This is a genomic window from Rhodoligotrophos appendicifer, assembly GCF_007474605.1.
Taxonomy (GTDB): Bacteria; Pseudomonadota; Alphaproteobacteria; order Rhizobiales; family Im1; genus Rhodoligotrophos; species Rhodoligotrophos appendicifer.
Genome location: NZ_VHKL01000009.1, coordinates 322,891 through 346,116, shown reverse-complemented (window position 1 = coordinate 346,116; position 23,226 = coordinate 322,891). Strand labels below are relative to the sequence as shown.

Genomic DNA, 23,226 nt, shown 5'->3' with positions numbered 1-23,226 from the left:
GAGCCGTGGGCATGATCGAGGGGTTATAATATTGGCCAAGACAACACGCCCATCGAGGGCACCAAAATCCTCCCAGATCCTAACACTGGCCATCGATATCGGTGGCACGGGGCTGAAGGCTTCCGTGCTCGACAAGACGGGCAAGATGACAGTGGACAGGGTGCGTGTTCCGACGCCAAACCCATGCCCCCCCGATACGATGATCGCCGCGCTGACGGAGCTGGTGAAGCCGCTTCCCAGCTATGCGCGGATCTCTGCCGGGTTCCCGGGCGTCATCCGCGACGAAAAGGTGGTGACCGCCCCGCATTTCGGAAACGACATCTGGCGCGGTTTTCCCCTCGAGAAGGCGATTGCGGAAGCGCTGGGAAAGCCGGCGCGGGTGTTGAACGACGCGGAAGTCCAGGGCCTCGGGATCATCGAGGGCAAGCGGCTCGAAGTCGTCCTGACGCTCGGCACCGGCGTCGGTTCAGCCATCTTCAGCGACGGGCGCCTGACGCCGCATCTCGAACTCGCGCATCATCCCATCCGGGGCGACAAGACATATAATGATTATCTCGGCAACGCGGCGAAGCAGAAGATCGGGCCGAAGAAATGGAACAAGCGTGTGCTGCGGATGATCGAGATCGTCGATTCGCTCATCAACTACGACACGCTCTATATCGGCGGGGGCAACGCCACGCACATCAAAGACGAACTGCCCAAGAATGTGCGCATCGCCAGCAATGATGCGGGCATCACCGGGGGAATTCGGCTGTGGGATGACGATGTCTGGCTTGCCGTCAGATCATTCGACTGAGGCTGTGTCCGGAGCCTGGCCCTAGGGTCAGGGGGGAGACGGACGACGAAGTGACGCCAGTCGCCCGACGATGTCGTCGACGATCGCTTCGACCGGCGGCTCGACATCAATGCGGATCGGATGCTCGTCGCGGGCGGGTTCCTCGAGATCGGCGAATTGGCTGTCCAGCAGGGCCTCCGGCATGAAATGCCCGGTGCGCTTGTGGAGCCGCGAGGCAATAAGCTCCCGGCTCGCATGCAAATAGAGGATGTGGACGTCGGGGCGATCCTTGGCCAGGACGTCCCGGTAGCGACGCTTCAAAGCGGAGCATGCGATAATGGCGTCCTCGCCGGCGGCACGGCGCTCGTCGATCCACTCCGCGATCCGCTTGAGCCAAGGCATGCGGTCAAGGTCGGTGAGAGGGATGCCGGCATGCATCTTCTCAATGTTCGCCGCATCGTGGAACGCATCGCCATCGGCAAAGGTCCAGCCCAGGCGGGTGGCCAAGGCCGACGCGATCGTCGTCTTGCCGGCACCGGAGACACCCATGGCTACGAGGATCATCCCTCCGCCGCGGCCTTGTCCATGAACCAGTGCAATTCTCCGTGGGGGGCGATCCGCCCGGAGGGTATCGAGGTGTCGCCCTTGCGCAGGCGTTCGATCATCGGGTGCTTCTCCGCACCTGCCATGAGGAAGGCGACCGCAGCGGAGCTGTCGAGCACCGGAAAGGTCAAGGTGATGCGCTGCGGTGGCGGCTTCTCACCGATGACGGGAAGCACCCAGGCCTTGCGCTCGTCCAATGCGGGGATGCCGGGGAACAGGGAGGCCGTGTGGCCGTCGGGGCCGAGACCCAAGAGCGTGACGGCAAAGAGCGGGCGCTTAGGATCGATGGTCTCGGCACCGTAGAAGGCCTTCAGCGTCTTCTCGTAGGCTGCGGCGGCCTCGGCCGGGGTCGGCCCAGACGGGATCGCGTGGACGTTGGCGGCCGGGATGGGTACGTGAGCGATCAGCGACTCATCGGCCATGAGGAAGTTGCTGTCGGGATGATCATGCGGCACGTAACGCTCGTCGCCGAAGAAGAGATGGACGCGATCCCAGGGAATGCGACTGCGGTAGGCGTCGCTCGCCAGCAGGGCGTAGAGCTTCTTCGGTGTGGAACCGCCCGACAGGTTCAGCGCGAAAGGACCGGTCGAGGCGTCCAGGCGCTGCAGGATCCAGTCTGCCGCGGCCCTGGCGAGGGCGTCGCCATCCTGTTCGATGTGGAGAATGGGCTGCACGGGACCTAGCCTCTCAAAATGAAGTTATGGACGGCATTGGCAAAGCCTTCATCGTCACAGCTGTCGGTGACGACGTCCGCAGCGTCCTGGACCTCGGGGCCCCCATTGCCCATGGCGATGGCCAGGCCGCCCTTTTCGAACATGAGGATGTCGTTGGGCATGTCACCGATGGTGGCAATCTCGCCGGCGGGAATGCCAAGAGTGCGGGAGAGGTAATCGACGACGCCCCCCTTGTTGGCGGCAGGGTGGGTGACGTCGAGATAGTAGGGCTGCGAGCGGGCGGCGGAGGCCAAGCGGGCCAGCTGCTGCTGGCAGGCGGCCTCGCAGGCCTTCACCCTCTCAAGATCATCGCTGACGCCGACGATCTTCGCATCCTGGCCAAGAAGTCCGTCGAAGCTCCGGACGATGGTCGGCGGGAACTTCACGGTCCACTCCTCGCGCTCGACATGAGGCGCCTTGGGATCGCGGATGAACCAGTCGCTGCCTTTATAGAGCCAGACATCGAGGTCATGGGATTGCATAAGATCGACTGTAACCTCGCCGACGTTGCGGGGGAGGGTGTGACCTTCGATGACCGAGAAATCAGGGTTCACGAAGAGACCGCCGTTGAAGGCGGCAATGGGCGTGTCGATCTTCAAAGGCTCGATGAGCATACCCATCCCCTTGGGAGGGCGACCGCTGGTGACGGCGAAGCGGATGCCGGCGTCGCGCAAGGCGTTCACCGCAGCGACCGCCCTATCGGTCAGCACCTTCTCGTGAGTGACCAGGGTGCCGTCGACATCGGCGAGCAGCAGGGAAATCTTGGCCGGACGTGATCGTTTCACAGGTGGTCTCCGGGGCGGGGGGCATGAGGCAGAATAAATTCGTCGACGGCGTGGGCAAAGCCGTCCTCGGTGTTGGACAAGGTCACCTGATCGGCTTGTGCCTTCACCTCATCACTGCCGTTGCCCATGGCGATCTTGTAGCCGGCGACGGCAAACATGGGCAGATCATTGGCCATGTCACCGATGACAGCCACTTCATGCAGGGGGATGTTCATGGTGCGGGCGAGGGCGCGGACGGCGACGCCCTTATCCGTGCCGGGCGGGGTGACATCGAGGTAGTAGGTCTGCGAACGACGGACCGAGGCGGCGCCGCCGAGCTGCCGCTGCAACAAGGATTCACAGGCGGCGAGGGTGGCCGCATCCTTCGAGGCGCCGACGATCTTTCCGGCCTTGCCATAATAAGGTGCGAGGTCCGGGACGATCGTGGGCTCGAACTGAACGGTCCGACGTTCCAGGGGAACGTACTCACCCTGGGGATCGGTGATGATCCATTCCGTGCCCGTGAACAGCCATGGATCGGCGCCATGGTCGCGGATGGCGGCTATGGCAGCACGGGCGGCGTCGGCGGGCACGGTCTGCTGCTCGATCACCGTGTAGTCGGGCGCCACGATGGTGCCGCCATTGAAGGCACCGAAAGGATGCGTGATGTTCAAGGGGCCCACGAGCATCGAGAAGCCGCGCGGGGGACGGCTCGACACCACCGTGAAAGCGATCCCTGCGGCGGCGAGCTTCGCCGAGGCCGCTATGGCCCCCGGCGTCAGGCTCTTGTCGGGGGTCACGAGCGTCCCATCCACGTCAGAGACGAAGAGGGAGATCCGCCCGGAGAAGCGAGAGGGCGCCGGGGGCTGGTCGTCGTTGGGGGCCATCACTCGAGTGGCAACCACTTGCAGTCGTCGCGCTCCAGGAGCTCATCGGAGCCCTCGGGGCCATTGCTGCCCGCCTCATAGAACTCGAGCGGCCCCTCGTTGCGGGCCCAGCCATCCAGGATCGGCTGCACCGCCTTCCAACCGGCCTCGATGTTGTCGGCGCGCTGGAAGAGCGTCTGGTCGCCGGTGAGCACGTCATAGATGAGGGTCTCGTATCCGGTGGACGGCTCGGATTTGAAGTAGTCGGAATACCGGAAGTCCATGTTGACTTCGGAGATCTGCACCTCGCGGCCAGGAACCTTCGCTGCAAACCGGATCGAGACGCCCTCGTTGGGCTGAATGCGGAATACCATCATGTTCGGCTCGACTTCGCCGGTCGTATGGCGGAAGAGGACACCGGGCGCGCGCTTGAACTGGACCACGATCTCGGTGCGACGGGTGCCCATGGACTTGCCCGTCCGGACGAAGAAAGGAACGCCCGACCAGCGCCAGTTGTCGATGAGGAATTTCATCGCCACGTAGGTTTCAGTGTTGCTGTGGGCGTCGACGTCAGGCTCGTGGCGATAGGCATTCACGGGCTGCCCCCGGACCATGCCGGCGGTGTACTGGCCGCGGACGGCATTCTTCACCGCCTCCTCGGGCGAGAGATCCCGAATGGCTTCGATCACCTTCGCCTTTTCGGTACGGATGGCGTCGGCGTCGAAGGAGTTCGGCGGCTCCATGGCGATCATGGCCAAGAGCTGGAACATATGGTTCGGGACCATGTCGCGGAGGGCGCCGGTCACCTCGTAGAAGCGGCCGCGCTTTTCAACGCCCACGGTCTCGGCCGCAGTGATCTCCACATGGTCAATGTGATCCCGGCTCCAGGTGGGCTCGAACAGGCCATTGGCAAAGCGCAGGACCATGATGTTCTGGACGGTCTCCTTGCCCAGAAAATGGTCGATACGGAAGATCTGCTTCTCGCTGGCAACCTTGAGAAGTTGCGCGTTGAGGGCCTTGGCGGAGGCCAGATCCGTGCCGAAGGGCTTCTCGACCACGATGCGGCGGAAGCCATGATCGGTTTCATCGAGGAGGCCCGCGGCGCCGAGCTGCTCGGCCACCACACCAAAGAAACGAGGGGCGACGGCGAGATAGAACACGGCGTTGCCGCTGCCGGTCTCCTCGGTGCGAGCGTCAATCATGTCCTTCAGGTCGTTGAAGGTCCCGACATTGCCGAAATCGCCGGAGAGATAACGCACGCGCTGCGTGAGCCAGTTCCACGGCTTTTCCTCAAGCTCGGTGGCGGCAAACTCGCCGCCGCCCTCGGCGATGAGGCTGTTCATGCTGTCGGTCAGATATTTCTGATAGCCGGCATCGTCGTTCTTCACGAGATCGACGCCGATGATCTGAAACTTGTCATCCAAAGCCTGATCATTGGCCAGGTTATAGAGGGCCGGCATCAAGAGACGCTTGGTCAGATCACCCGACGCGCCAAAGATCACCACAGTGGAGGGGGGTGCTGCCTTCGTATGGGCAGGCAGGACCGCGTGAGCCGGCTTGTCGTCCATGGCTCAATCCTTCTTCTTGAACTCGGTGTGGCCACCAAACTTGAAGCGCATGGCGGATAGAAGCTTCTCGCCGAAGGTATGATCCTGGCGGGAGCGGAAACGGGCAAACAGAGCGGCGGTCAGCACGTCGGCAGGGACCGCCTCCTCGATGGCGGCATTGACCGTCCAACGACCTTCGCCGCTGTCGGCAACCTCGCCCGGATAATCCGAAAGAGTGCCGTCTTCGATGAGGGCCATGGCGGTGAGGTCGAGCAGCCAGGAGGAAATGACGCTGCCGCGACGCCAGACTTCCGCGATGTCGCCCATGTCGAGATCGTAGCGCTCGTTCTCCGGCAAGTCGGTCGAGTTCTTGTTCTTGAGGATGTCGAAGCCCTCGGCATAGGCCTGCATCAGCCCGTATTCGATGCCGTTATGGACCATCTTGACGAAGTGGCCGGAGCCGATGGGGCCGGCATGGATGTAACCCTGCTCGGGCCGCGGGTCGTGGCCTTCTCTGCCCGGCGTGCGCTCGATGGTGCCGATGCCGGGGGCGAGTGCCGCCAGGATGGGGTCGATGTGATCCACGGCTTCCTTGGCGCCGCCGATCATCATGCAATAGCCGCGCTCAAGGCCCCAGACGCCGCCGGAGGTGCCGACGTCGACATAGTGGATGCCCTTGGTCTTCAGCTCGGCGCCTCGGCGGATGTCATCCTTGTAGAAGGTGTTGCCGCCATCGATGATGATGTCGCCGGACTTCAACATTCCGGAGAGCTCCTGAATGGTGCTCTCGGTGGGGCCGCCGGCAGGCAGCATGACCCAGACGATGCGGGGGGCTTCAAGCTTCGCGACCATGTCCGCGAGACCGGAGGATGCGCCTGCGCCTTCGCCAGCCAGCTCCGTGACTGCGGCGCTGTTGCGGTCATACACCACGCAGTGGTGACCGGCCTTGGTCAGCCGCCGAACGATGTTGCCGCCCATCCGGCCCAAGCCGATCATTCCAAGCTGCATAGTGGTGTCCTTCTGTTGTTCAAATCGATGGTGGCCCGGGGTTGACCCGGGACCATTCTAGGTGTGCAGAGCCTTCGGCGATCCCGGCTCTGCGCTGCGCTCGGGCCGGGATGGCGCAGAGAGTATTCTATGACAGGGCCTTGTCGATTGCCTGACCGAGGCGCTTGAGGCCTGCGTCCACGTCCTTGCCGAGATGGACGCGCAACGCGCGCCGGCCGCGCTCTGCCAATACTTCGAAATCGCCGCGGGCCTGGGCCAGGATGACGACGCCGAAGGTGTATTGGTGGTCCGGCACCTTCAGATCGGCGGATGCATCGGCCGTGATCTGCGTGAAGACGCCCGAGTTGGGACCGCCCTTATAGGCCTGGCCGGTGGAGTGCAGAAAACGCGGGCCAAAGCCGACACAGGTGGCGATCTTCAGCTTGTCCCGGATCTTCGTGCGCAGCTTCGTCAGGACCTCGGTATGGGCGGCGTCGCGCTTGATATAGGCGAGCAGGGCGGCATAGTCGCCGGCATGGGCGCGAGCGAGATGGGCCTTGATGTAGCCGTCGATGGTCTTGTCGGTGACGGCCTTTGCCAGTTCGTCGGCGTTGCGCGGGTCGGCGTAGAGGGTCAGTCCGTCACCGGAGATGATCGGGGTCTCTTCAGGCAGCTTGCCCGTCTTCTCATAGGCATCGGTCATATCGCGCGTGACGATCTTGCTCGCCTCGACATCGGGCTGGTTGAACGCATTGATGCCGATGATCGAGCCGGCGACCGCGGTCGCGATCTCCCAGCGGAAGAACTCCTGGCCGATATTATAGGTGTCGGTCACCTCGATCCGGACAACGGGCTGACCGGCCTGCTCCAGGGCTGCGACCGCATCATCCTGCGCCTTGTCGATGCCGCCGGCGAGGAGGAGATAGGCGAAGATCCGATCGTTACCGTAAACGCCAGGCGCACCCAGAGGCTCGCTGTCGACCGGGATGATGCCGTGGCCCTGCTTGCCGGTCGACTCCGCCAGGAGCTGTTCGAGCCAGGCGCCCACATCAGAGATGCCGGGCGAGGCGACGACGGTCACCTTGTCGCGACCCGTGGTGGCCCCGGTGCCCAGAATGGCGCCGAGGACAATTCCCGGATTTTCGGCCGGAGGAACATCGGGGCCGCAGGAGCGGACCATGACCATGGTCGCTTCGATGAAGCGCTTGAGGTCAAGGCCGATGACGGCCGCAGGAACCATGCCGAAGTTCGACAGCACGGAATAACGGCCGCCGATCCCAGGGTCGCCGAAGAAGATGTGGCGGAACCGGTCGCGTTCGGCCACCTCCTGCATGTGGGAGCCCGGATCGGTGACGGCGATGAAGCGCGTCCCCGCCTTATCGGCGCCGATGGCCCTGGAAACGGCGTCGAAGAAGTAGCTCTTCAGGATGTTCGGCTCGAGAGTGGAGCCAGACTTGCTGGAGACAATGAAGACCGTCTTCGCCAGATCGATGCGGCTTTCGAAGCTCGCAATCTGCTGCGGATCCGTCGAGTCGAGCACCAACAGCTCGGGGAAGCCTTCATGCTTGCCGAAGGTGCGGGTCAGAACTTCGGGGCCCAAGCTGGAGCCGCCCATGCCGAGAAGCAGCGCGTGGGTGAAACCCTGCTGCTTCACGTCGGCCTGCAGATCGAGGAGCTGCTGAACGTCGGCCTGCTGGGTGGCGACCATGTCGAGCCAGGCCAGCCATTTGGATTCGTCGGCACCGGTCCAGAGGGTTGCATCCTTCGCCCAGAGCCTGCGGCTCAGTCCTTCGGCGCGGGCCTTTTCGATCGCCGCCTTCACCTCACCATCCATGGGGGAGGGAAGGGCGTAGGCCTGAGAATCGAGCTTTGCACCGAGCATCTTCATGCGCTTGCCGGCGACTGCTCCCAGGAGCTGATCGAAGGCGTCGGCGAATTGGCGCACGCCATCGACGACGAGTTCGTCGGTGACGGCATCCAGATCAAGGCCCAGGCGTTCGGTGTCGGCGAGGATCTTTCGGGCACCCTCGACGTCTTCGGTGAGGCTCGCCCGCGGCGTACCGTGGTCACGGAAGGCGTCCATGGTGGCCGGCGGCATGGTGTTGACGGTATCCTTGCCGATCAGCTCCTCGACATAGAGGACATCGCTATAGGCTTTGTTCTTCGTGCCGGTCGAGGCCCAGAGCAGGCGCTGAGGCTTGGCGCCCTTCGCGGCCAGTTTCTGCCACCGAGGCGTCTCCAGTAGTGCCAAGTAGTGCTGATAGGCGAGCTTCGCGTTGGCGATGGCGACCTTGCCCTTAAGCTTCGCCAGCTCCGCCGAGTCCTTGTCGCCGGCGGCGATGCGCTCATCGATCTTCTTGTCCATGGCGCTGTCGATGCGGCTCACGAAGAAGGAGGCCACGCTGGCGACCTTGGAGACATCGCCGCCGTTGGCCAGGAGATCCTCCAGCCCGGCAATATAGGATTCGGCGACGGCCTCGTAAGCGGACTGGGCGAACAGCAGGGTGACGTTGATGTTGATGCCTTCGCCTATCAATGTGCGGATGGCGGGCGCACCGGCTTCGGTCCCCGGCACCTTGACCATGAGGTTGCGGCGATCGACGGCCTTCCAGAGGCGCCGCGCCTCGTCGATGGTCGTTTCCGTGAACATGGCAAGATAGGGAGAGACCTCGAGGCTGATGAAGCCGTCGTGTCCGCCGGCTGCATCATAGACCGGACGGAGGGTATCCGCGGCGGCCCTGATATCGCCCATGGCCAGATATTCGTAGATGTCTCCGGCGCTTACATCGCGACCTGTTTCGTATTTCGTGAGGTCTTCATCGTAATCGGTGCTGCCGCCGATGGCCTTTTCGAAGATGGAGGGATTGGAGGTGACGCCTTTGAGGCCGTCCTCGGCGATCATCTTCTTAAGGCCGCCGGATTCGAGAAGGCTGCGACGGACATAATCGAGCCACGGCGCTTGGCCGAAATCACTCAAGGCCTGGAGGGGGTTCTTCGTCATGGTGCTGGTCATCACTCTAAGGGCTCCCGGGGAGAATGCGCCTCATGGAGAGGTGCCGCAACGCCCGTTGTCATGAATTCTTGGCAATCTGCGCCTTGGCTTCGGCGAGGATCTTGTCGGGGGTGAAGCCGAATTTCGACAGCAGCTCCTTCAGGGGCGCAGAGGCCCCGAAGGTGTGCATGCCGATTTTCACTCCGGACCGCCCGACATAGCGATCCCAGCCGATGGTGGAGGCCTGCTCCACCGAAATGCGGGCATTGATATGCGGCGGAAGAACCTCGTCCTGATAGGACTGGTCCTGCTTCTCGAAGAGCTCCCAGGAGGGCATGGAGACAACGCGAGCGGCAATCCCCTCAGCCTTCAGCTGCTCATAGACGGACAGGCATAGATCAACCTCGCTGCCGGTCGCCATGAGGATGACCTTGGGCTCGCCCTGGTCCGGATCAGCCAGCACATAGGCGCCCTTGGCCACTCCGCTGGCGGCGGCGTATTTCGTGCGATCGATGGTCGGCAAATCCTGTCTAGACAAGACCAGACAAGCCGGCTCATGACGGGCGGTGAGCATCACCTTCCAGCACTCTGCCACCTCGTTGGCATCGGCGGGGCGGAGCGTGGTCAAGCCCGGAACAGAACGGAGGGCGAGCAGTTGCTCGACGGGCTGGTGGGTCGGGCCGTCTTCGCCCACGCCGATCGAATCATGGGTGAAGACGAAGATGACGGGCAGCTCCATCAGGGCGGAGAGGCGGATCGCCGGCTTCATGTAATCGCTGAAGATCATGAAGCCCGAACCGTAAGAGCGGAGCTTGGACAGCGACATGCCGTTGCAGATCGCGCCCATGGCATGCTCGCGGATGCCGAAGTGGAAGTTCCGGGCGCCATAGTTGTTCGCCTCGAAGTCGCCGGCGCCCTCAAATGTCAGCCGGGTCTTGGTGGACGGGGCAAGGTCGGCGGCGCCGCCGATCAGCCAGGGCAGGTTCGGGGCGATCGCGTTCATCACCTTGCCGGAGGCGTCGCGGCCGGAAAGACCCTTGGCATCGGCGGGGAAGGTCGGGATCTTCGCATCCCAACCGTCAGGAAGGGTCCGCGACTGCATGTGCTCGATCTGACTGGCCAGATCAGGATGCTGCTTCTTGTATTGCGCGAAGAGCTGTTCCCAGTCGCTGCGCAGCTTTGCACCGCGGGCATTCATGCCGGTCTTGAAACGGTCCTGGACGCCATCGGGCACCAGGAACTTCGCGTCCTCGGGCCAGCCATAGGCCTTCTTCGCAAGACGGATCTCGTCCTCGCCCAAGGGCGATCCGTGAGCGGCGCTGGTGTCCTGCTTGTGCGGCGCGCCGTAACCGATATGGCTTTCGACGATGATGAAGGTCGGCCGATCGGTCGTTTCCTGGGCGGTCTTCAAGGCCTTGGCCAAGCGCTCCGTGTCGTTGGCATCGGACAGGCGCAGGACGTTCCAGCCATAGGCCATGAAGCGGGCGCCGACATCCTCGGAGAAGGCGAGGTCGGTGTGGCCTTCGATCGTCACGCGGTTGGAATCGTAGATCCAGCACAGGTTCGAGAGGCGCAAATGGCCGGCAAGAGAGGCCGCTTCGCCGGAAATGCCCTCCATCATATCGCCGTCGCCGCAGAGGGCGTAGACGCGATAATCGAAGAGCTTGAAATCGGGCTTGTTGTAATGCTCGGCCAGCCAGCGCTCGGCGATCGCCATGCCGACGGACGTCGCCACGCCCTGGCCGAGAGGGCCGGTGGTCGTCTCGACACCGGAAACCAGATGGTATTCGGGATGTCCGGGGCACTTGCTGTCGAGCTGCCGGAACTTCTTGATGTCATCCAGGGTGACAGAGGGGGTGCCGAGACGCTCATAATCGGCATTCACCGACTTCACGCCGCTCAAGTAGAGGAGCGAGTAGAGCAACATCGAGGCATGGCCGATGGACAAGACGAAGCGGTCGCGATTCGGCCAGATGGGATCTTCGGGGTCGAAACGCAGGAACTGCTGCCAGAGCGTATAGGCGACGGGCGCCATGGCCATGGGCGTTCCAGGATGTCCAGAGTCTGCCTGCTGAACGGCATCCATGGACAAGGTTCTAATCGTATTGATCGCCAGGAGGTCCATGTCTTCCTTCGGGCCTGCGCCGCTGGTGGAAGGATTTCGAGAAACGGCGGCGGCGTCTACACCTGTTGAATTCATTCGGCGCCCCTGAGACGACTATGATTTATTTATTCTTACTACGTGAAATCCAAACCTTGCTTAGACTATACGCAGCAGTAAATCCACGATGAAACCGCGAATTGCGGCGCATGCTAGGAGCGAAATCGCACGAGTGTCAACCAGTGACCGACGGTTAAGAATAGGGACTCATGATCATTCGTGTGTTTTTGGAAACGTGATATTAAACGCCGGCGAATATTTGATGACATTATCCGCGGTCGGTGCTCACCGGCCTTTCAAGCTCACAAGATCATACCGGGACAGGGGAAGGCATCATGGAAGCTCCGGGCGCACCAGGCCAGCCGGGTCGCTGGACGTCAAGTGCAAAGAGCGGCGTGGGCACGGCGCTCACCGCGAATAGCAGGATCTGGTTCACCATCAGCCACGGGATCCTGAACGAGGTCTATTTTCCTCGCGTGGACGCCGCCTGTACCCGGGATTTCGGCCTGATCGTCACGGATGGCCGCGACTATTTCTCGGAAGAGAAGCGCCATGCCCATCACGACATCAAGATGGTCGAGGAGGGGGTTCCGGGCTTCCACATCGTGAACACCGCCCGAGACGGGCGCTACAAGATCGAGAAGAAGATCCTCACGGATCCGTATCGGGACACGCTGCTGCAGGAGGTGACCTTCACTCCGCTGCATGGCAGCTTCTCCGACTATCGCCTCTATGCCCTTCTCGCGCCGCATCTGGTGAATGCCGGTGCGAATAATTCAGCCTGGGTGGAGGACTATAAAGGGACTCCCATGCTGTTCGCACGGGGACATTTCGGCATGTCGCTGGCGATGGCCTGCTCGCTGCCCTGGAAGGCGCGCAGCGTCGGCTATGTCGGGACCTCCGATGGCTGGCAGCAACTTTCCTACTACAAGCATCTCGCTCATCACTATGACAGCGCTCCGAATGGCAATGTGGCGATGACGGGGGAGATCGACCTGCAGGCGACGGCAGGACAGCCATTCCTGCTGGCGCTCGCCTTCGCGGTGCGCCCGGAGGAAGCGGCGTATCGGGCGCTGGCCAGCATGCAGACGGGCTACAAGGAAGCGCAGCGGGGCTATGTCAAGGGATGGCGCCGGTGGCAGGAAAGCCTGCTGCCGCTGGACCGGCCGGGCACGGACACCCTCAACCCATACCGCGTGAGCACGACCGTTCTCGCCTGCCACCAGCCGGTGTCGTTTCCGGGTGCGGTGATCGCCAGCCTTTCAATTCCCTGGGGCTTCAACAAAGGCGACGAGGATCTGGGGGGATACCACCTCGTCTGGCCACGGGATCTCGTGGAGACGGCCGGCGGCTTCCTGGCAGCAGGAGCCGTCAACGAAGCCAAGGACATCCTGAGCTATCTGCATACGGTCCAAGAGGCAGACGGGCACTGGTCACAGAACATGTGGCTGGACGGCGCCGCCTATTGGAGCGGCGTGCAGATGGACGAATGCGCATTCCCCATCCTGCTGGTGGACATGCTGCGGCGCGAGGGGCATCTGTCCGCCGACGATCTCGACCGGTTCACCCTCATGGTGCAGAAAGCGACCGGCTTTCTCGTGCGCAACGGGCCCGTCACCGGTCAAGATCGCTGGGAGGAGGATGCCGGCTACTCGCCCTTCACCCTGGCGGTCGAAATCGCCGGGCTGCTCGCCGCGGGAGACATTCTCGAACTGGCCGGGCACAAGCGCGATGCTCAGTATGCGCGGGAGACGGCGGATGCCTGGAACGACCAGATCGAGCGCTGGACGTTTGCAACAGACACGCCGCTCTGCCGGCGGCTGGGGCTTTCGGGTTACTATGTGAGAATCGCGCCGCCGGACCATGCGGACGCGGCGTCGCCGCTCGACGGCTTCGTGCCCGTGAAGAACCGACCGCCGGAACAAACCAACCAGCTGGCAAGCCTGTTGATCAGCCCGGATGCGCTGGCGCTGGTCCGGTTCGGCCTGCGCGCGGCGGACGATCCGCGGATCGTCGACACGGTCAAGGCGATCGACGACTCCCTCAGGGTGGAGTTGCCGCAAGGGCCCCTGTGGTATCGCTATAATGGCGATGGATACGGCGAGCACGAGGATGGACGGCCGTTCGATGGCACCGGGATCGGCCGGGCTTGGCCACTCCTGGCCGGGGAACGGGCACATTATGAGCTCGCGGCAGGGCGAACGGACGAGGCACGGCGGCTGCTCAGCACGCTGGAGGCGTCATCCAATGATGGCGGGTTGATGCCGGAGCAAATCTGGGACCAGGCCGACATCCCCGAGCGCGAGCTGTTTCGGGGAAAGCCGTCCGGCAGCGCAATGCCGCTGGTCTGGGCGCATGGGGAGCACATCAAGCTGTTGCGATCGCTCCATGACGGGCGCGTATTCGACATGCCGGTGCAGACGGTCGAGCGCTATCAGCACCGCAAGGTGACCGCCGCTTTCCGGCCATGGTGCTTCAACAACCGAGCCCGCAGCATTCCGCAGGGCAAGAAGCTGCGGGTCGAGCTTCTGTCGCCGGCCATGGTCCACTGGACCATCGACAATTGGGCGACGGCGCATGACGACGAGGCGCAGGACGTGGCCTTCGGCGTGCATCTGGTTGACCTTCCCACGCAGGATGCTCCCAGCGGTGACAAGATCATCTTCACGATCAAATGGCTCGCCGACGACAATTGGGAGGGCGAGGACTTCGAGGTGATGATCGAGTAACCGCCCCTATTGGGTGGCCGCGAGTCTGGTTGCGAACAGGGCGATCGTCTTCGAATAGACCTGCGCCCTGTTCCATTCGCGCAGGACCGCGAAATTGGGTTGACCCTCATTGTATCCCGCGCCGGCCTTCCAGCCGTACCCCGCGAGATAGTTGGCGGTCGAGGCGAGTACGTCGGGGACGCTGCGGATGAGGTCGCGACGACCGTCGCCATCGAAGTCGACGGCAAAGCGGACGTAAGATGTGGGCAGGAACTGGGTCTGCCCGAGCTCGCCCGCCCAGGCGCCTCGCATTTCCGCGGGCCTGAGATCCCCCTGCTCGACGATCTGCAATGCGGCGGACAACTCACCCTGAAACATCTCGGTCCGGCGGCAATCATAGGCAAGGGTGGCGAGGGAGCGAATCGCCTGCTGCTTGCCCATGTTCGCGCCAAAATCCGTTTCCAGGCCCCATATGGAGACCACAATCTCCGGCGGGACGCCGTATCGCTGCTCGATCCTGCTGAGGACCGAAGCATGACGCTTCATCAGACTGGCTGCCTTCTTGAGGCGGCCAGCGGTGACGCGCGTGGAGGAGAACTGCTCAAAACTCTGCTTGAAGTGCCTTTGGTTGCGGTCAAGGCGGAGGACCGTCTGATCCAGGGCAAGGCCATCCAAATTGGCCAAGGTCTTTTTCGAGAGGTTCGCTTGTTCGGACCGGAAGCTCTTCACCCAGGCAGGAAAACCACCGGCGGGCTCACATTGGGCCGCCGATACGGCGCCGTGAGAACCGATGGATAAGGCCATGCCCAACGCAATGATGAACACAGACCGCCAAGATGAGCGCATTGCCGCTGTTCCCCGCAAAGATGATAGATGACAGCGAATCACCCGACAGGAGATTCACCGATCTCTATCATCATCGACCTGAACAGACGATCCTTACGCCTAGCCTATGGGCTCATCTTGCAGATTTGTGATCACTCTGCGGTTCTGCGACTTGCAACTGATGTCGGGACAATCCTGGATCAGCCGCTCGCGACCGTAGCCTTTTACCGAGATGCGTTCGGGAGCCACTCCAAGAGAGACGAGATAGTTGCGAACGGCCTCCGCCCGCTTTTGCGATAGGCTCACATTGGCCGCCGCATTGCCCGGGTCGTCCGCGAAGCCTTGGATCTTGATCGGCCATTGAGGGTTCTGCGAGAGCCAAGCTGCCTGCTTCTCCAGAGTCACCTTGGCGGTCGAGTCGAGATTTGCCGAGCCCTCGGTGAAATATGTCCGGCGACCGATATTGACCATGAAGTCTTCTTCGGTGCCGGGAGACGTCAAGCTCGCCTGATTGCTCACGGCGGCCGGCACGGGGGCCGACGGCGAACCCGCCCCGCCGCCGCAGCCTGCCAAGGCGATACTCGTCACGATCAGGGACACCGCCGCTAGGGCCGATCTCACCATAGGATGGAAGGTCGTCACTGAAAAATTCCCCGCCCCATTCGACGCGTCAGGCGTCCTTTGACCCCAGATGCCGCAGAACCAAAACCTTGGTTCCCTTCGGGCACCGCTGGTAAAGGTCGATGATGTCCTCATTAAACATGCGGATGCAGCCGCTGGATACATCATGCCCGATGCTCCAAGGCTCCACAGTTCCGTGGATGCGATATCCAAGATCGCTGGCGTCACGGTAGAGATAAAGCGCGCGAGGACCCAGCGGATTGCCCGCACCGCCCTCTACAAACCGCGGCAATTCCGGGCGACGCAGCAGCATCTCCGGCGGCGGGGTCCAGGTCGGCCAGATCGCCTTGCGGTCGACCCGAGCGCGGCCATACCACTTGAAGCCTTCCTTGCCGACGCCGACGCCATACCGAAGCGCGGTCTTGTTCTCGAAGATCACGTAGAGGTGATGATTGGTCGTATCGACAACAATCGTGCCCTGAGGCTCGATCGAATCATAGGGCACGATCTGGCGTTTCCACCGAGGATCGATCTTGGCGAAGTTCGTCGCCTGATAGGTGACGCCATTGTCCACCGTGTTCCCTGCGAAGAACACCGCGGTGTTGAAACCCTGAGAAAAGCTCGGCGCGGCCCATCCCGATGCCGCCGAGACCGCCGCTCCGGCGAGAAATGTTCTGCGTGAGATCGCCATCATCCCCTCCAATCGAAACACGGCCGCCGCTGCCCCGTCGCCATAGTCACAAAATTATCCGTGCGGTCAACTGTCTCAGCGACATGTGGAGTAGGGACCCATGTCGAAATGGAAGTGGTCGCGGTGGGCCGCGTTGTAGTCGGGACTGAGAACCACCTTGAAGAATCGACAGGCCCCGTCCCGAACGCGGCGAAGGAAGCGGCTTGCGTCGGTATCGCCGTCCCAGCCCGAGGTGAGCGAAATCATGCGGCCATCCGCCATGCGAAAGGCAGCAATGTCGATCGCATTGGCGGTGGCATGCTGGCTTCTCCGGCGCGACGCGCTGTGATTGATGTTCCGGCAGGAATAGGTTCCGAAGTGATCCAGAGCCGTGACCTCGGTCCCCAGAATCTCCCGCGCAGCCGGCAGGATGACATGGCGTTCCGTCATCGCCAGCGCGACAGCGACCGGGCATGTGGCGGTGAAGGGAGCGTTGAACTTCAGCATGGACTCCGTCACCTCCACGGCATTGCTCACGCCGCACCCCGTGTCGCTGCTCCGATCCGGAGCGGGGACGAAGTCGAAATCGGACGTCAGCAGAGCGGCCCGACACAAGCCGGGGTCGCCTCGCACCTTGCGCAGCTTGAACGGCGTCAGGAGGTTGGGTTCAGCCTGGATATCGAGCGGAGCCCAGGGGTTCCATTCCGGCGGCACCACCAAGTCTCCCCGCCAGGCGAGCCAAGCGAAGAGACCCAAAATGACGAGGAGCGCAAAGAACAAAAAGCGGATCAATGAGCCTCGCTACGCCGGCCGGTCATCCAGTAGCCGCAAAGCCCAGATGGGGCCAGACCTCCACGGCGCCACGGTAGACCATCTCCAGAGCGACGTAGAGGATGATCGCCAAACCCACATAGGCGATCCACCGATGCCTCTGGAGCAACCGGGCGATGAACGTGGCCGCCAGGCCCATCAGGGCGATGGACAAGGCCAAGCCGAAGACAAGAACGCCGGGATGCTCGCGCGCTGCGCCGGCCACCGCCAGCACGTTGTCGAGCGACATCGAGAGGTCAGCAATGATGATCTGCCAAGCGGCCTGGGCAAAGGTCTTCCGCGGACGACCGGGCGCGGTCGCCGCACCGTTTTCGGCCAATGCGTCGCCCTCGGGATGTTCCTCGTGGGGACCGGCGCGGAGCTCTCGCCACATCTTCCAGCTGACCCACAGAAGCAACAGGCCGCCGGCGAAGAGGAGGCCGACGATCTGAAGAAGCTGCGTGGTGAGGCCGGCGAGAATTATTCGCAGCACAGTGGCTGCAATAATCCCTATGAGAATGGCCTTATTGCGCTGCTCTTTCGGCAATCCTGCCGCGGCGAGGCCGATGACAATCGCGTTGTCGCCCGCCAGGACCAAGTCGATCATAATGACCTGAGCAAGCGCCGCCAACATTTCGGCGGTGATAAAATCGAACATCGGAAACGCCCTTAGCTGTCTTCGAGACAAACAAGAACGACACGCCCAAGACGATCCAATTTCGACGCGACGCGGCACGAAACCACGTCTCATCCAACTTGCAACGCATCGGGCGGCCACTCTGTGGTCGCCCAGTCCGACATCACAGCTTTGCGTAAAGCTGCCAGAGGGGCCCGGCCTGGCGCGCCTATTTAAGGTGAAACGGGTTCGTGCTCAAGAAAAAGAGATCGGGATCGAATGAAGAGCAAGAGCGTTCTTGCTCTCGCCTCAAAACACCGCCATTTGCATCGTCTAGTGCCAAAGCAGGAGCCCGAGCATCATCACTAAAACAGCCATGCTGCTTGTGAACAAGCGTGCCCGCAACGGGGCAGGGCGGATCGACGACGTCATCGAGCTCCTGCGCAACGGGGGGATGGAGGTCATAGAGCCGCATGTGAACGAGCAGGACAGCTTCGCGGACGTCATTCGCCGCAATGCCGACACGTGCGACCTCGTGATCGTCGGCGGTGGAGACGGCACGATGAACACCGCGGCCCCGGGGCTTGCGGATACCAAGCTGCCGTTCGGGATCCTGCCGCTCGGAACCGCGAACGACCTCGCACGGACGCTCGGACTGCCGGCATCGCCCCTCGAGGCCGCAAAAGTCATTCTCGGGGGCGTCACCCGGGAGCTCGATCTGGGAGACGTCAACGGACATCTCTACTTCAACGTCGCGAGCATCGGTTTCAGCGCCGAACTGGCCCGGATCCTGACTTCGGAGGCGAAGAAGCGGTGGGGGAAGCTCGGATATGGCGTCGCCGCGTCGCGCCTTCTTGCGCAAAGCAGACCCTTTACGGCGTTCATCGAGCATGACGGGATCATCGAACAAGCGAGAACGCTGCAGATTTCCGTGGGCAACGGACGGTTCTATGGCGGCGGCATGACGGTGGAGACCAGTGCCCAGCCGGATGATGGCCGACTGGACGTCTACAGCTTGGAGATCAGCCACTGGGCCGAACTCATTGCGCTGCTGCCGGCGCTGCGACGCGGCACGCAGGGGCGATGGAAGAATGTAAGAGCCTTCAGCACCACTGGGCTCACCGTGCGGACGCGACGGAGCCATGCGGTCAATGCCGATGGTGAGATCGTCACCCGCACGCCGGCAACATTCAAGATCCGGCGGCGTGCGGTCACAGTGTTCGTGTCAGAGGGAAGCGAATAGCGCTCAGGCTTCCTGGATGGCGGACAGTTTCCATTCGCCACCGGTAGGCCGCACGAAGGTCCACATTTCGCCGGTCTCGGTCGCTTCGTCCCGCGTGCCGCCGACGACACGTCCCGATTCCCGTTCGACCATGGCGTCCTTGCTGGAATAATGCATGGCGACGGTGGCGTAGTCGTCCCCGTCTTCAGACCAAGCTTCAGCGATGTCGCCTTGCAGAAGCTTCACGTCCGTGACCTCGTTCCGCAAGCCCTGAACGGCGTTCTGGCTGAGTTCTTCGGACATGTAGGACATGATCTCCGGCGTCGTCAGCTCCCGCAGCCTGGCATAGTCCTCGCGGCCAAAGGCCGACTGGATCTCGGTCAGCATGTGCTCGAAAGTATCAAGATCCGTTTCGGTGATGCCGACCTCGTCATTGGCCCATTGGGAGCGGGCGACTTTCGGCGCGGCCGAAGCCGAGGTGCCGGCCCGACCGATGTCGAACCACGGCTGTGGCTCACTCTGTTCGCGGTACATGGGGGCACCACCCGCGACAGCAGGGGCCTGCTGTCCGCGAAACCGGCGCATCAGGAAGCTGACCACCAGAAATACGAGGCCCAGTTGGAGGAGAAGCCCGAGAAAGCCGGTCATTCCGCCCAGGCCATTGCCCATCAGCATGCCGATCAAGCCACCAAGAGCCAATCCGCCCAGAAGTCCGCCGGCCATACCGCCAAACAGCCCCGGCCGCTGCGCCTGGGCCTGCATGGCCCCCGGCTGAGCCTGTGTCTGCGTGCGCGGCGTCATGGAGCGATCCACCGGGGCCGTCTGGCGCGGGAGTGCGTTCGTCGTCGGCGGTGCCTGGAACGTCCGCGAGCCACGGCTGCCAAAGCTGCCGCCACGCCGAGCTTCCGCCACATCCACCATGATCACGCCGAAGGTCATGGCCACCAACAGAGCGGCAACCCAATTGCGGGACCGGGAAACCAGCATTACTCATCCTTCCTGAACCGTAAGTCGTCGTTGACTATTATATAGGCGATACATGCCGGAATTCCCGGTTTGCCCGAAATAAATTATCCGCGCGTTGCCAGAACCCCGTCGCGGACGGTATGCTTGAATCCCAGCGCGTGATCCGGCTGATCACCTCATGAATGTCCCGGCAAGCGCTCCGCCATGACAGACGACACCAAACAGCGCCAAGACAATCCGCTCCTGCAGCACGCGATGGCGAGCCTTGTCGCGAATGTCGCCAAAGGGGACCGGGAGGCCTTTGCGCAGCTCTTTTCCCATTATGCGCCCCGACTGAAAGGGTTCATGATGCGCAAGGGGGTCGACGCAGATGTCGCCGAAGAGCTCGTGCAGGAAACGATGCTCGCCGTCTGGAACAAGGCACGGCTCTATTCGCCGGGCAAAGGCAGCGTCACCACCTGGATCTATACCATCGCCCGAAACCTGAGAATCGACCGGTTGCGCCGCCAGTCGGCAGAGATCTTCTATGACATCGACGACTATGACGAGGCCTCCGACGAACCCAGCAGCGAGGAGGAATTGATCCGGCACGAGCAGGAAACGCAAGTCGCCGATGCAATTGAGACCTTGCCGAAAGACCAGCTCGACGTCATCTCTCTGGCATATGTCGACGATCTCTCCCAAGCGGAGATCGCGGAGCGTCTGGAGGTTCCTTTGGGCACGGTCAAGTCGAGGATGCGGCTCGCCTATCAAAAACTGCGCGAGGCCTTGGGGAATCGCGCGTGAGGATCAACCACCATCCAGATTGCTGTACTTTGATGGCTTATGCGGCCGGCACGCTCAACGAGGCGTTGTCCGTCGTCGTGGCCTCACACGTGGCGTGGTGCCCCAACTGCCAGAAGGAGGTGCGGCGGCACGAGGAGACCGGAGGCGCCATGATCGACCGCATCGACGCGGTGCCGGTCAAGGGAGATTGCCTGAAGTCGGTCATGGACCGGATCGGCGCCTGCGAAGAGCGAAAGATTACACGCCAACCCTCGAAGGCAACGACCGCTGCCCATGAATTGGGCTTGCCGAGGCCCTTGTGCCGATTGCTGGGCACCTCCCTGGACCATATACGATGGCGGAAGATCGCCCCCGGCGTATCCGTCCAGGAGATTGCTCTGGCGCCTGCTTCCCATGGCAAGCTGATGCTCATGAAGATCGCTGCGGGCAGAGCCATGCCGCGCCATACCCATCGGGCCGGCGAGATGACGCTCGTGCTGCGAGGATCCTACCATGACCAGCTCGGTCGCTTCGGCATGGGCGACATCGCCGATCTCGGCAGCGACGTGGAGCACCGGCCGGTGGTCGGCAAGGACATGGATTGCATCTGCCTCGTCGCCCTCGAAGAGCCATTGAAATTCAGTGGTATATTCCTGCGATTGGCGCAGCCCTTCTTCCGAATCTGAACGATTCCGGCTCCGGAAACCTCATTCGGGCGTCATCCGGCCATGCTCTTGCCCTACCATCTGTTAATCCGGCAGGTTGGTTTTGCCGTTGACCGCAACGCGGGAGCGTGGTTGCGTAGGAGCCGGTGAGGGTTGGGCGTCCAATCGGAGAATAAACACCCGCAAGGGGCTAGAAATCCGCCACAGAGCCGGCGCAAAGGCGCGACCGACGTGGACTGGTTCTACGGATCCAAGCCGCCGCTTTCATGGAAGCGGCATGCTGGCACATATCCGATCTCCGAATGACGCTGACAGCGAGTGCCGCACTGGGAGGTGTGTCTAAATGTCAGATTTATTTCGGTTGAACGCTCTCGCGCAAGCCGGCCGGCTGAACCGGCGCGAGTTCATCGTCGGCGCCGTGGCATCCGGCGTGACGATCGCCATGGCCAGCACCATGTTCTCACAAATCGCCCGCGCCGAGCCGAAAAAGGGCGGTCATTTCAAAATCGCCATGGGGAGCGGCTCGACCACCGACTCCATCGATCCGGCGACCTATATCGACACCTATCTGCAGGTGGTCGGCCATGCCATCCATGGCTACATGACCGAGGTCACCAATGACGGCAAGCTGGTCGGCGTGCTGGCGGAGAGCTGGGAGCCTTCGCCCGATGCCACGGTCTGGACATTCAAGCTCAAGCCGGGAGTGACCTTCCACAACGGCAAGACCGTCGAGGCCGAGGACGTGGTGAACTCCATCAATCACCACCGCGGCGCCGACAGCAAATCCGCCGCGAAAGGCATCGTCGATCCGATCAAAGACATCAAAGCGGACGGCAAGGATACCGTCGTCTTCACGCTGAGCGGAGGCAATGCCGACTTCGCGTATATCCTCTCCGACTATCATCTTCCGATCATGCCGACCAAAGACGGCAAGACGGATGCGTCCGGGGTCGGGTGCGGCGCCTATGTGCTGGAAGGCATAGAATATGGCGTGACTGCCCGGGCCAAGAAGAACCCGAACTTCTTCCGGTCCGATCGCGGATGGTTCGATTCCGCGGAGTTCCTTTCGGTCAAGGACGTGGCGGCGCGGACCAACGCGCTGACCACGGGCGAGATCCATGCGATGGATCGCTGCGACTTGAAAACCGTGCATCTGCTGGAGCGGAACCAGGAGCTGGAGGTGGTCTCCGTCGCCGGCACGCAGCATTACACCGTCCCGATGCTGGTGGACACCAATCCCCTGTCCAACGTCGATGTGAGGCTGGCGCTCAAATATGCCGTGGATCGGCAAAAGCTGCTGGACACCATCCTGCGCGGCTATGGCCAGCTCGGAAACGACCATCCGATCAGTCCCGCCAACCGCTATTATGCGAAGGACCTGGAGCAGAGGGCCTATGATCCCGAGAAGGCCAAGTTCCATCTCAAAAAGGCGGGGATGGAGAACCTGAAGATCGACCTCTCCACCGCGGATGCCGCATTCTCAGGGGCCGTGGATACCGCAGTCCTCTACAAGGAGCATGCCGCCGCGGCGGGGATCGACATCAATGTCATCCGGGAACCGAATGACGGCTATTGGGACAATGTGTGGATGAAGAAGCCGTGGTGCTTCTGCTACTGGTCGGGCCGCCCGACCGAGGACGCGATGTTCTCGACGACCTATGCCAAGGGCGCCAGCTGGAACGACACGCATTGGGACAATGCGGAGTTCAACACATTGCTGATCGAGGCACGCGCCGAGCTGGACGAGGCAAAGCGGGCGCAAATGTACTACCGGATGCAAGAACTCGTGCGCGACGACGGCGGCACGGTCATGCCGATGTTCGCCAATTACGTGAACGGCATCTCAAAGAAGGTCGGGCATGACCAGATCGGAAACAGCTCCGATCTCGACGGCCTGGCTTGCACGGAGCGCTGGTGGTTCAACGAGGCGTAAAGCAGACTTTGAGGGGA

20 protein-coding genes are annotated in these 23,226 nt (G+C 62.3%); 6 read left to right on the top strand and 14 right to left on the bottom strand.

The window, feature by feature from the left end:
* Positions 1-31 precede the first annotated feature (31 nt).
* A complete protein-coding gene (locus FKM97_RS20650; RefSeq protein WP_246105189.1) occupies positions 32-796 on the top strand; it encodes an ROK family protein in 765 nt (254 codons plus the stop codon).
* Positions 797-823: 27 nt separating this feature from the next.
* Here FKM97_RS20650 and FKM97_RS20645 read toward each other — a convergent pair whose 3' ends face one another.
* The 8 genes from FKM97_RS20645 to tkt all read right to left on the bottom strand — a co-directional run bounded on the left by FKM97_RS20645 (position 824) and on the right by tkt (position 11,372).
* The gene (locus FKM97_RS20645; RefSeq protein ID WP_144294303.1) at positions 824-1,339 is read right to left on the bottom strand and encodes a gluconokinase; all 516 of its coding nucleotides are present in this window, start codon (positions 1,337-1,339) and stop codon (positions 824-826) included.
* Positions 1,336-2,052, bottom strand: a complete 717-nt coding sequence (gene pgl, locus FKM97_RS20640; RefSeq protein WP_144294302.1) for a 6-phosphogluconolactonase — start codon at positions 2,050-2,052, stop codon at positions 1,336-1,338. The genes FKM97_RS20645 and pgl overlap by 4 nt, the downstream gene beginning before the upstream one ends.
* 5 nt (positions 2,053-2,057) lie before the next feature.
* Positions 2,058-2,876 carry a Cof-type HAD-IIB family hydrolase gene (locus FKM97_RS20635; RefSeq protein ID WP_144294301.1) on the bottom strand — a complete coding sequence of 273 codons (819 nt, stop codon included), beginning with the start codon at positions 2,874-2,876 and terminating at the stop codon, positions 2,058-2,060.
* Positions 2,873-3,742 carry a Cof-type HAD-IIB family hydrolase gene (locus FKM97_RS20630; RefSeq protein WP_144294300.1) on the bottom strand — a complete coding sequence of 290 codons (870 nt, stop codon included), beginning with the start codon at positions 3,740-3,742 and terminating at the stop codon, positions 2,873-2,875. Before FKM97_RS20630 ends, FKM97_RS20635 begins: the two co-directional genes overlap by 4 nt.
* Positions 3,742-5,289 carry a glucose-6-phosphate dehydrogenase gene (gene zwf / locus FKM97_RS20625; RefSeq protein WP_144294299.1) on the bottom strand — a complete coding sequence of 516 codons (1,548 nt, stop codon included), beginning with the start codon at positions 5,287-5,289 and terminating at the stop codon, positions 3,742-3,744. Before zwf ends, FKM97_RS20630 begins: the two co-directional genes overlap by 1 nt.
* A 3-nt stretch (positions 5,290-5,292) precedes the next feature.
* Complete coding sequence (gnd, locus tag FKM97_RS20620; RefSeq protein ID WP_144294298.1) at positions 5,293-6,276, bottom strand: phosphogluconate dehydrogenase (NAD(+)-dependent, decarboxylating); 984 nt, start codon at positions 6,274-6,276, stop codon at positions 5,293-5,295.
* A 127-nt stretch (positions 6,277-6,403) separates the two neighbouring features.
* Positions 6,404-9,268 (bottom strand): bifunctional transaldolase/phosoglucose isomerase, encoded by a 2,865-nt coding sequence (locus FKM97_RS20615; protein WP_144294297.1) that lies wholly within the window; start codon positions 9,266-9,268, stop codon positions 6,404-6,406.
* A 58-nt stretch (positions 9,269-9,326) separates the two neighbouring features.
* A complete protein-coding gene (tkt, locus tag FKM97_RS20610; RefSeq protein WP_246105198.1) occupies positions 9,327-11,372 on the bottom strand; it encodes a transketolase in 2,046 nt (681 codons plus the stop codon).
* Positions 11,373-11,743: 371 nt separating this feature from the next.
* On the opposite strand from tkt, the gene FKM97_RS20605 reads away from it, so the two are divergent.
* Positions 11,744-14,137, top strand: coding sequence for a glucan 1,4-alpha-glucosidase (locus tag FKM97_RS20605; protein WP_144294295.1), 2,394 nt, complete (start codon positions 11,744-11,746; stop codon positions 14,135-14,137).
* Between the two features lie 6 nt (positions 14,138-14,143).
* Here the strand turns inward: FKM97_RS20605 and FKM97_RS20600 are convergent, their stop codons facing one another.
* From FKM97_RS20600 to FKM97_RS20580, 5 genes are all read right to left on the bottom strand, one after another.
* Positions 14,144-14,962, bottom strand: coding sequence for a lytic murein transglycosylase (locus FKM97_RS20600; RefSeq protein ID WP_144294294.1), 819 nt, complete (start codon positions 14,960-14,962; stop codon positions 14,144-14,146).
* A 99-nt stretch (positions 14,963-15,061) separates the two neighbouring features.
* Positions 15,062-15,583: an OmpA family protein gene (locus FKM97_RS20595; RefSeq protein WP_246105188.1), complete on the bottom strand. Its 522-nt coding sequence runs from the start codon at positions 15,581-15,583 to the stop codon at positions 15,062-15,064.
* Between the two features lie 28 nt (positions 15,584-15,611).
* Positions 15,612-16,253, bottom strand: coding sequence for a L,D-transpeptidase (locus FKM97_RS20590; RefSeq protein ID WP_144294361.1), 642 nt, complete (start codon positions 16,251-16,253; stop codon positions 15,612-15,614).
* Positions 16,254-16,328: 75 nt separating this feature from the next.
* Positions 16,329-17,024, bottom strand: coding sequence for an extensin-like domain-containing protein (locus FKM97_RS20585; protein WP_246105187.1), 696 nt, complete (start codon positions 17,022-17,024; stop codon positions 16,329-16,331).
* Positions 17,025-17,046: 22 nt separating this feature from the next.
* A complete protein-coding gene (locus FKM97_RS20580; protein WP_144294293.1) occupies positions 17,047-17,700 on the bottom strand; it encodes a TerC family protein in 654 nt (217 codons plus the stop codon).
* Positions 17,701-18,016: 316 nt separating this feature from the next.
* On the opposite strand from FKM97_RS20580, the gene FKM97_RS20575 reads away from it, so the two are divergent.
* On the top strand, positions 18,017-18,901 hold the full coding sequence (locus tag FKM97_RS20575) for a lipid kinase (protein WP_281290128.1): 885 nt from the start codon (positions 18,017-18,019) through the stop codon (positions 18,899-18,901).
* A gap of 3 nt (positions 18,902-18,904) precedes the next feature.
* Here FKM97_RS20575 and FKM97_RS20570 read toward each other — a convergent pair whose 3' ends face one another.
* A complete protein-coding gene (locus tag FKM97_RS20570; protein ID WP_246105186.1) occupies positions 18,905-19,867 on the bottom strand; it encodes a Tim44 domain-containing protein in 963 nt (320 codons plus the stop codon).
* 183 nt (positions 19,868-20,050) lie between these two features.
* On the opposite strand from FKM97_RS20570, the gene FKM97_RS20565 reads away from it, so the two are divergent.
* From FKM97_RS20565 to FKM97_RS20555, 3 genes are all read left to right on the top strand, one after another.
* The gene (locus FKM97_RS20565) at positions 20,051-20,632 is read left to right on the top strand and encodes a sigma-70 family RNA polymerase sigma factor (protein WP_246105185.1); all 582 of its coding nucleotides are present in this window, start codon (positions 20,051-20,053) and stop codon (positions 20,630-20,632) included.
* Positions 20,629-21,297: a ChrR family anti-sigma-E factor gene (locus tag FKM97_RS20560; protein WP_144294291.1), complete on the top strand. Its 669-nt coding sequence runs from the start codon at positions 20,629-20,631 to the stop codon at positions 21,295-21,297. Before FKM97_RS20565 ends, FKM97_RS20560 begins: the two co-directional genes overlap by 4 nt.
* A 322-nt stretch (positions 21,298-21,619) precedes the next feature.
* Positions 21,620-23,209, top strand: coding sequence for an ABC transporter substrate-binding protein (locus tag FKM97_RS20555; RefSeq protein ID WP_144294290.1), 1,590 nt, complete (start codon positions 21,620-21,622; stop codon positions 23,207-23,209).
* The last annotated feature ends 17 nt before the right edge of the window (positions 23,210-23,226 follow it).

Bases quoted from the DNA above. Each gene is read 5' to 3' on its own strand.
- FKM97_RS20645 (WP_144294303.1), bottom strand. From the start codon at position 1,339: ATGATCCTCGTAGCCATGGGTGTCTCCGGTGCCGGCAAGACGACGATC.
- FKM97_RS20630 (WP_144294300.1), bottom strand. From the start codon at position 3,742: ATGGCCCCCAACGACGACCAGCCCCCGGCGCCCTCTCGCTTCTCCGGG.
- zwf (WP_144294299.1), bottom strand. From the start codon at position 5,289: ATGGACGACAAGCCGGCTCACGCGGTCCTGCCTGCCCATACGAAGGCA.
- gnd (WP_144294298.1), bottom strand. From the start codon at position 6,276: ATGCAGCTTGGAATGATCGGCTTGGGCCGGATGGGCGGCAACATCGTT.
- FKM97_RS20615 (WP_144294297.1), bottom strand. From the start codon at position 9,268: ATGACCAGCACCATGACGAAGAACCCCCTCCAGGCCTTGAGTGATTTC.
- tkt (WP_246105198.1), bottom strand. From the start codon at position 11,372: ATGGACCTCCTGGCGATCAATACGATTAGAACCTTGTCCATGGATGCC.
- FKM97_RS20605 (WP_144294295.1), top strand. From the start codon at position 11,744: ATGGAAGCTCCGGGCGCACCAGGCCAGCCGGGTCGCTGGACGTCAAGT.
- FKM97_RS20600 (WP_144294294.1), bottom strand. From the start codon at position 14,962: ATGCGCTCATCTTGGCGGTCTGTGTTCATCATTGCGTTGGGCATGGCC.
- FKM97_RS20590 (WP_144294361.1), bottom strand. From the start codon at position 16,253: ATGGCGATCTCACGCAGAACATTTCTCGCCGGAGCGGCGGTCTCGGCG.
- FKM97_RS20580 (WP_144294293.1), bottom strand. From the start codon at position 17,700: ATGTTCGATTTTATCACCGCCGAAATGTTGGCGGCGCTTGCTCAGGTC.
- FKM97_RS20570 (WP_246105186.1), bottom strand. From the start codon at position 19,867: ATGCTGGTTTCCCGGTCCCGCAATTGGGTTGCCGCTCTGTTGGTGGCC.
- FKM97_RS20565 (WP_246105185.1), top strand. From the start codon at position 20,051: ATGACAGACGACACCAAACAGCGCCAAGACAATCCGCTCCTGCAGCAC.
- FKM97_RS20555 (WP_144294290.1), top strand. From the start codon at position 21,620: ATGTCAGATTTATTTCGGTTGAACGCTCTCGCGCAAGCCGGCCGGCTG.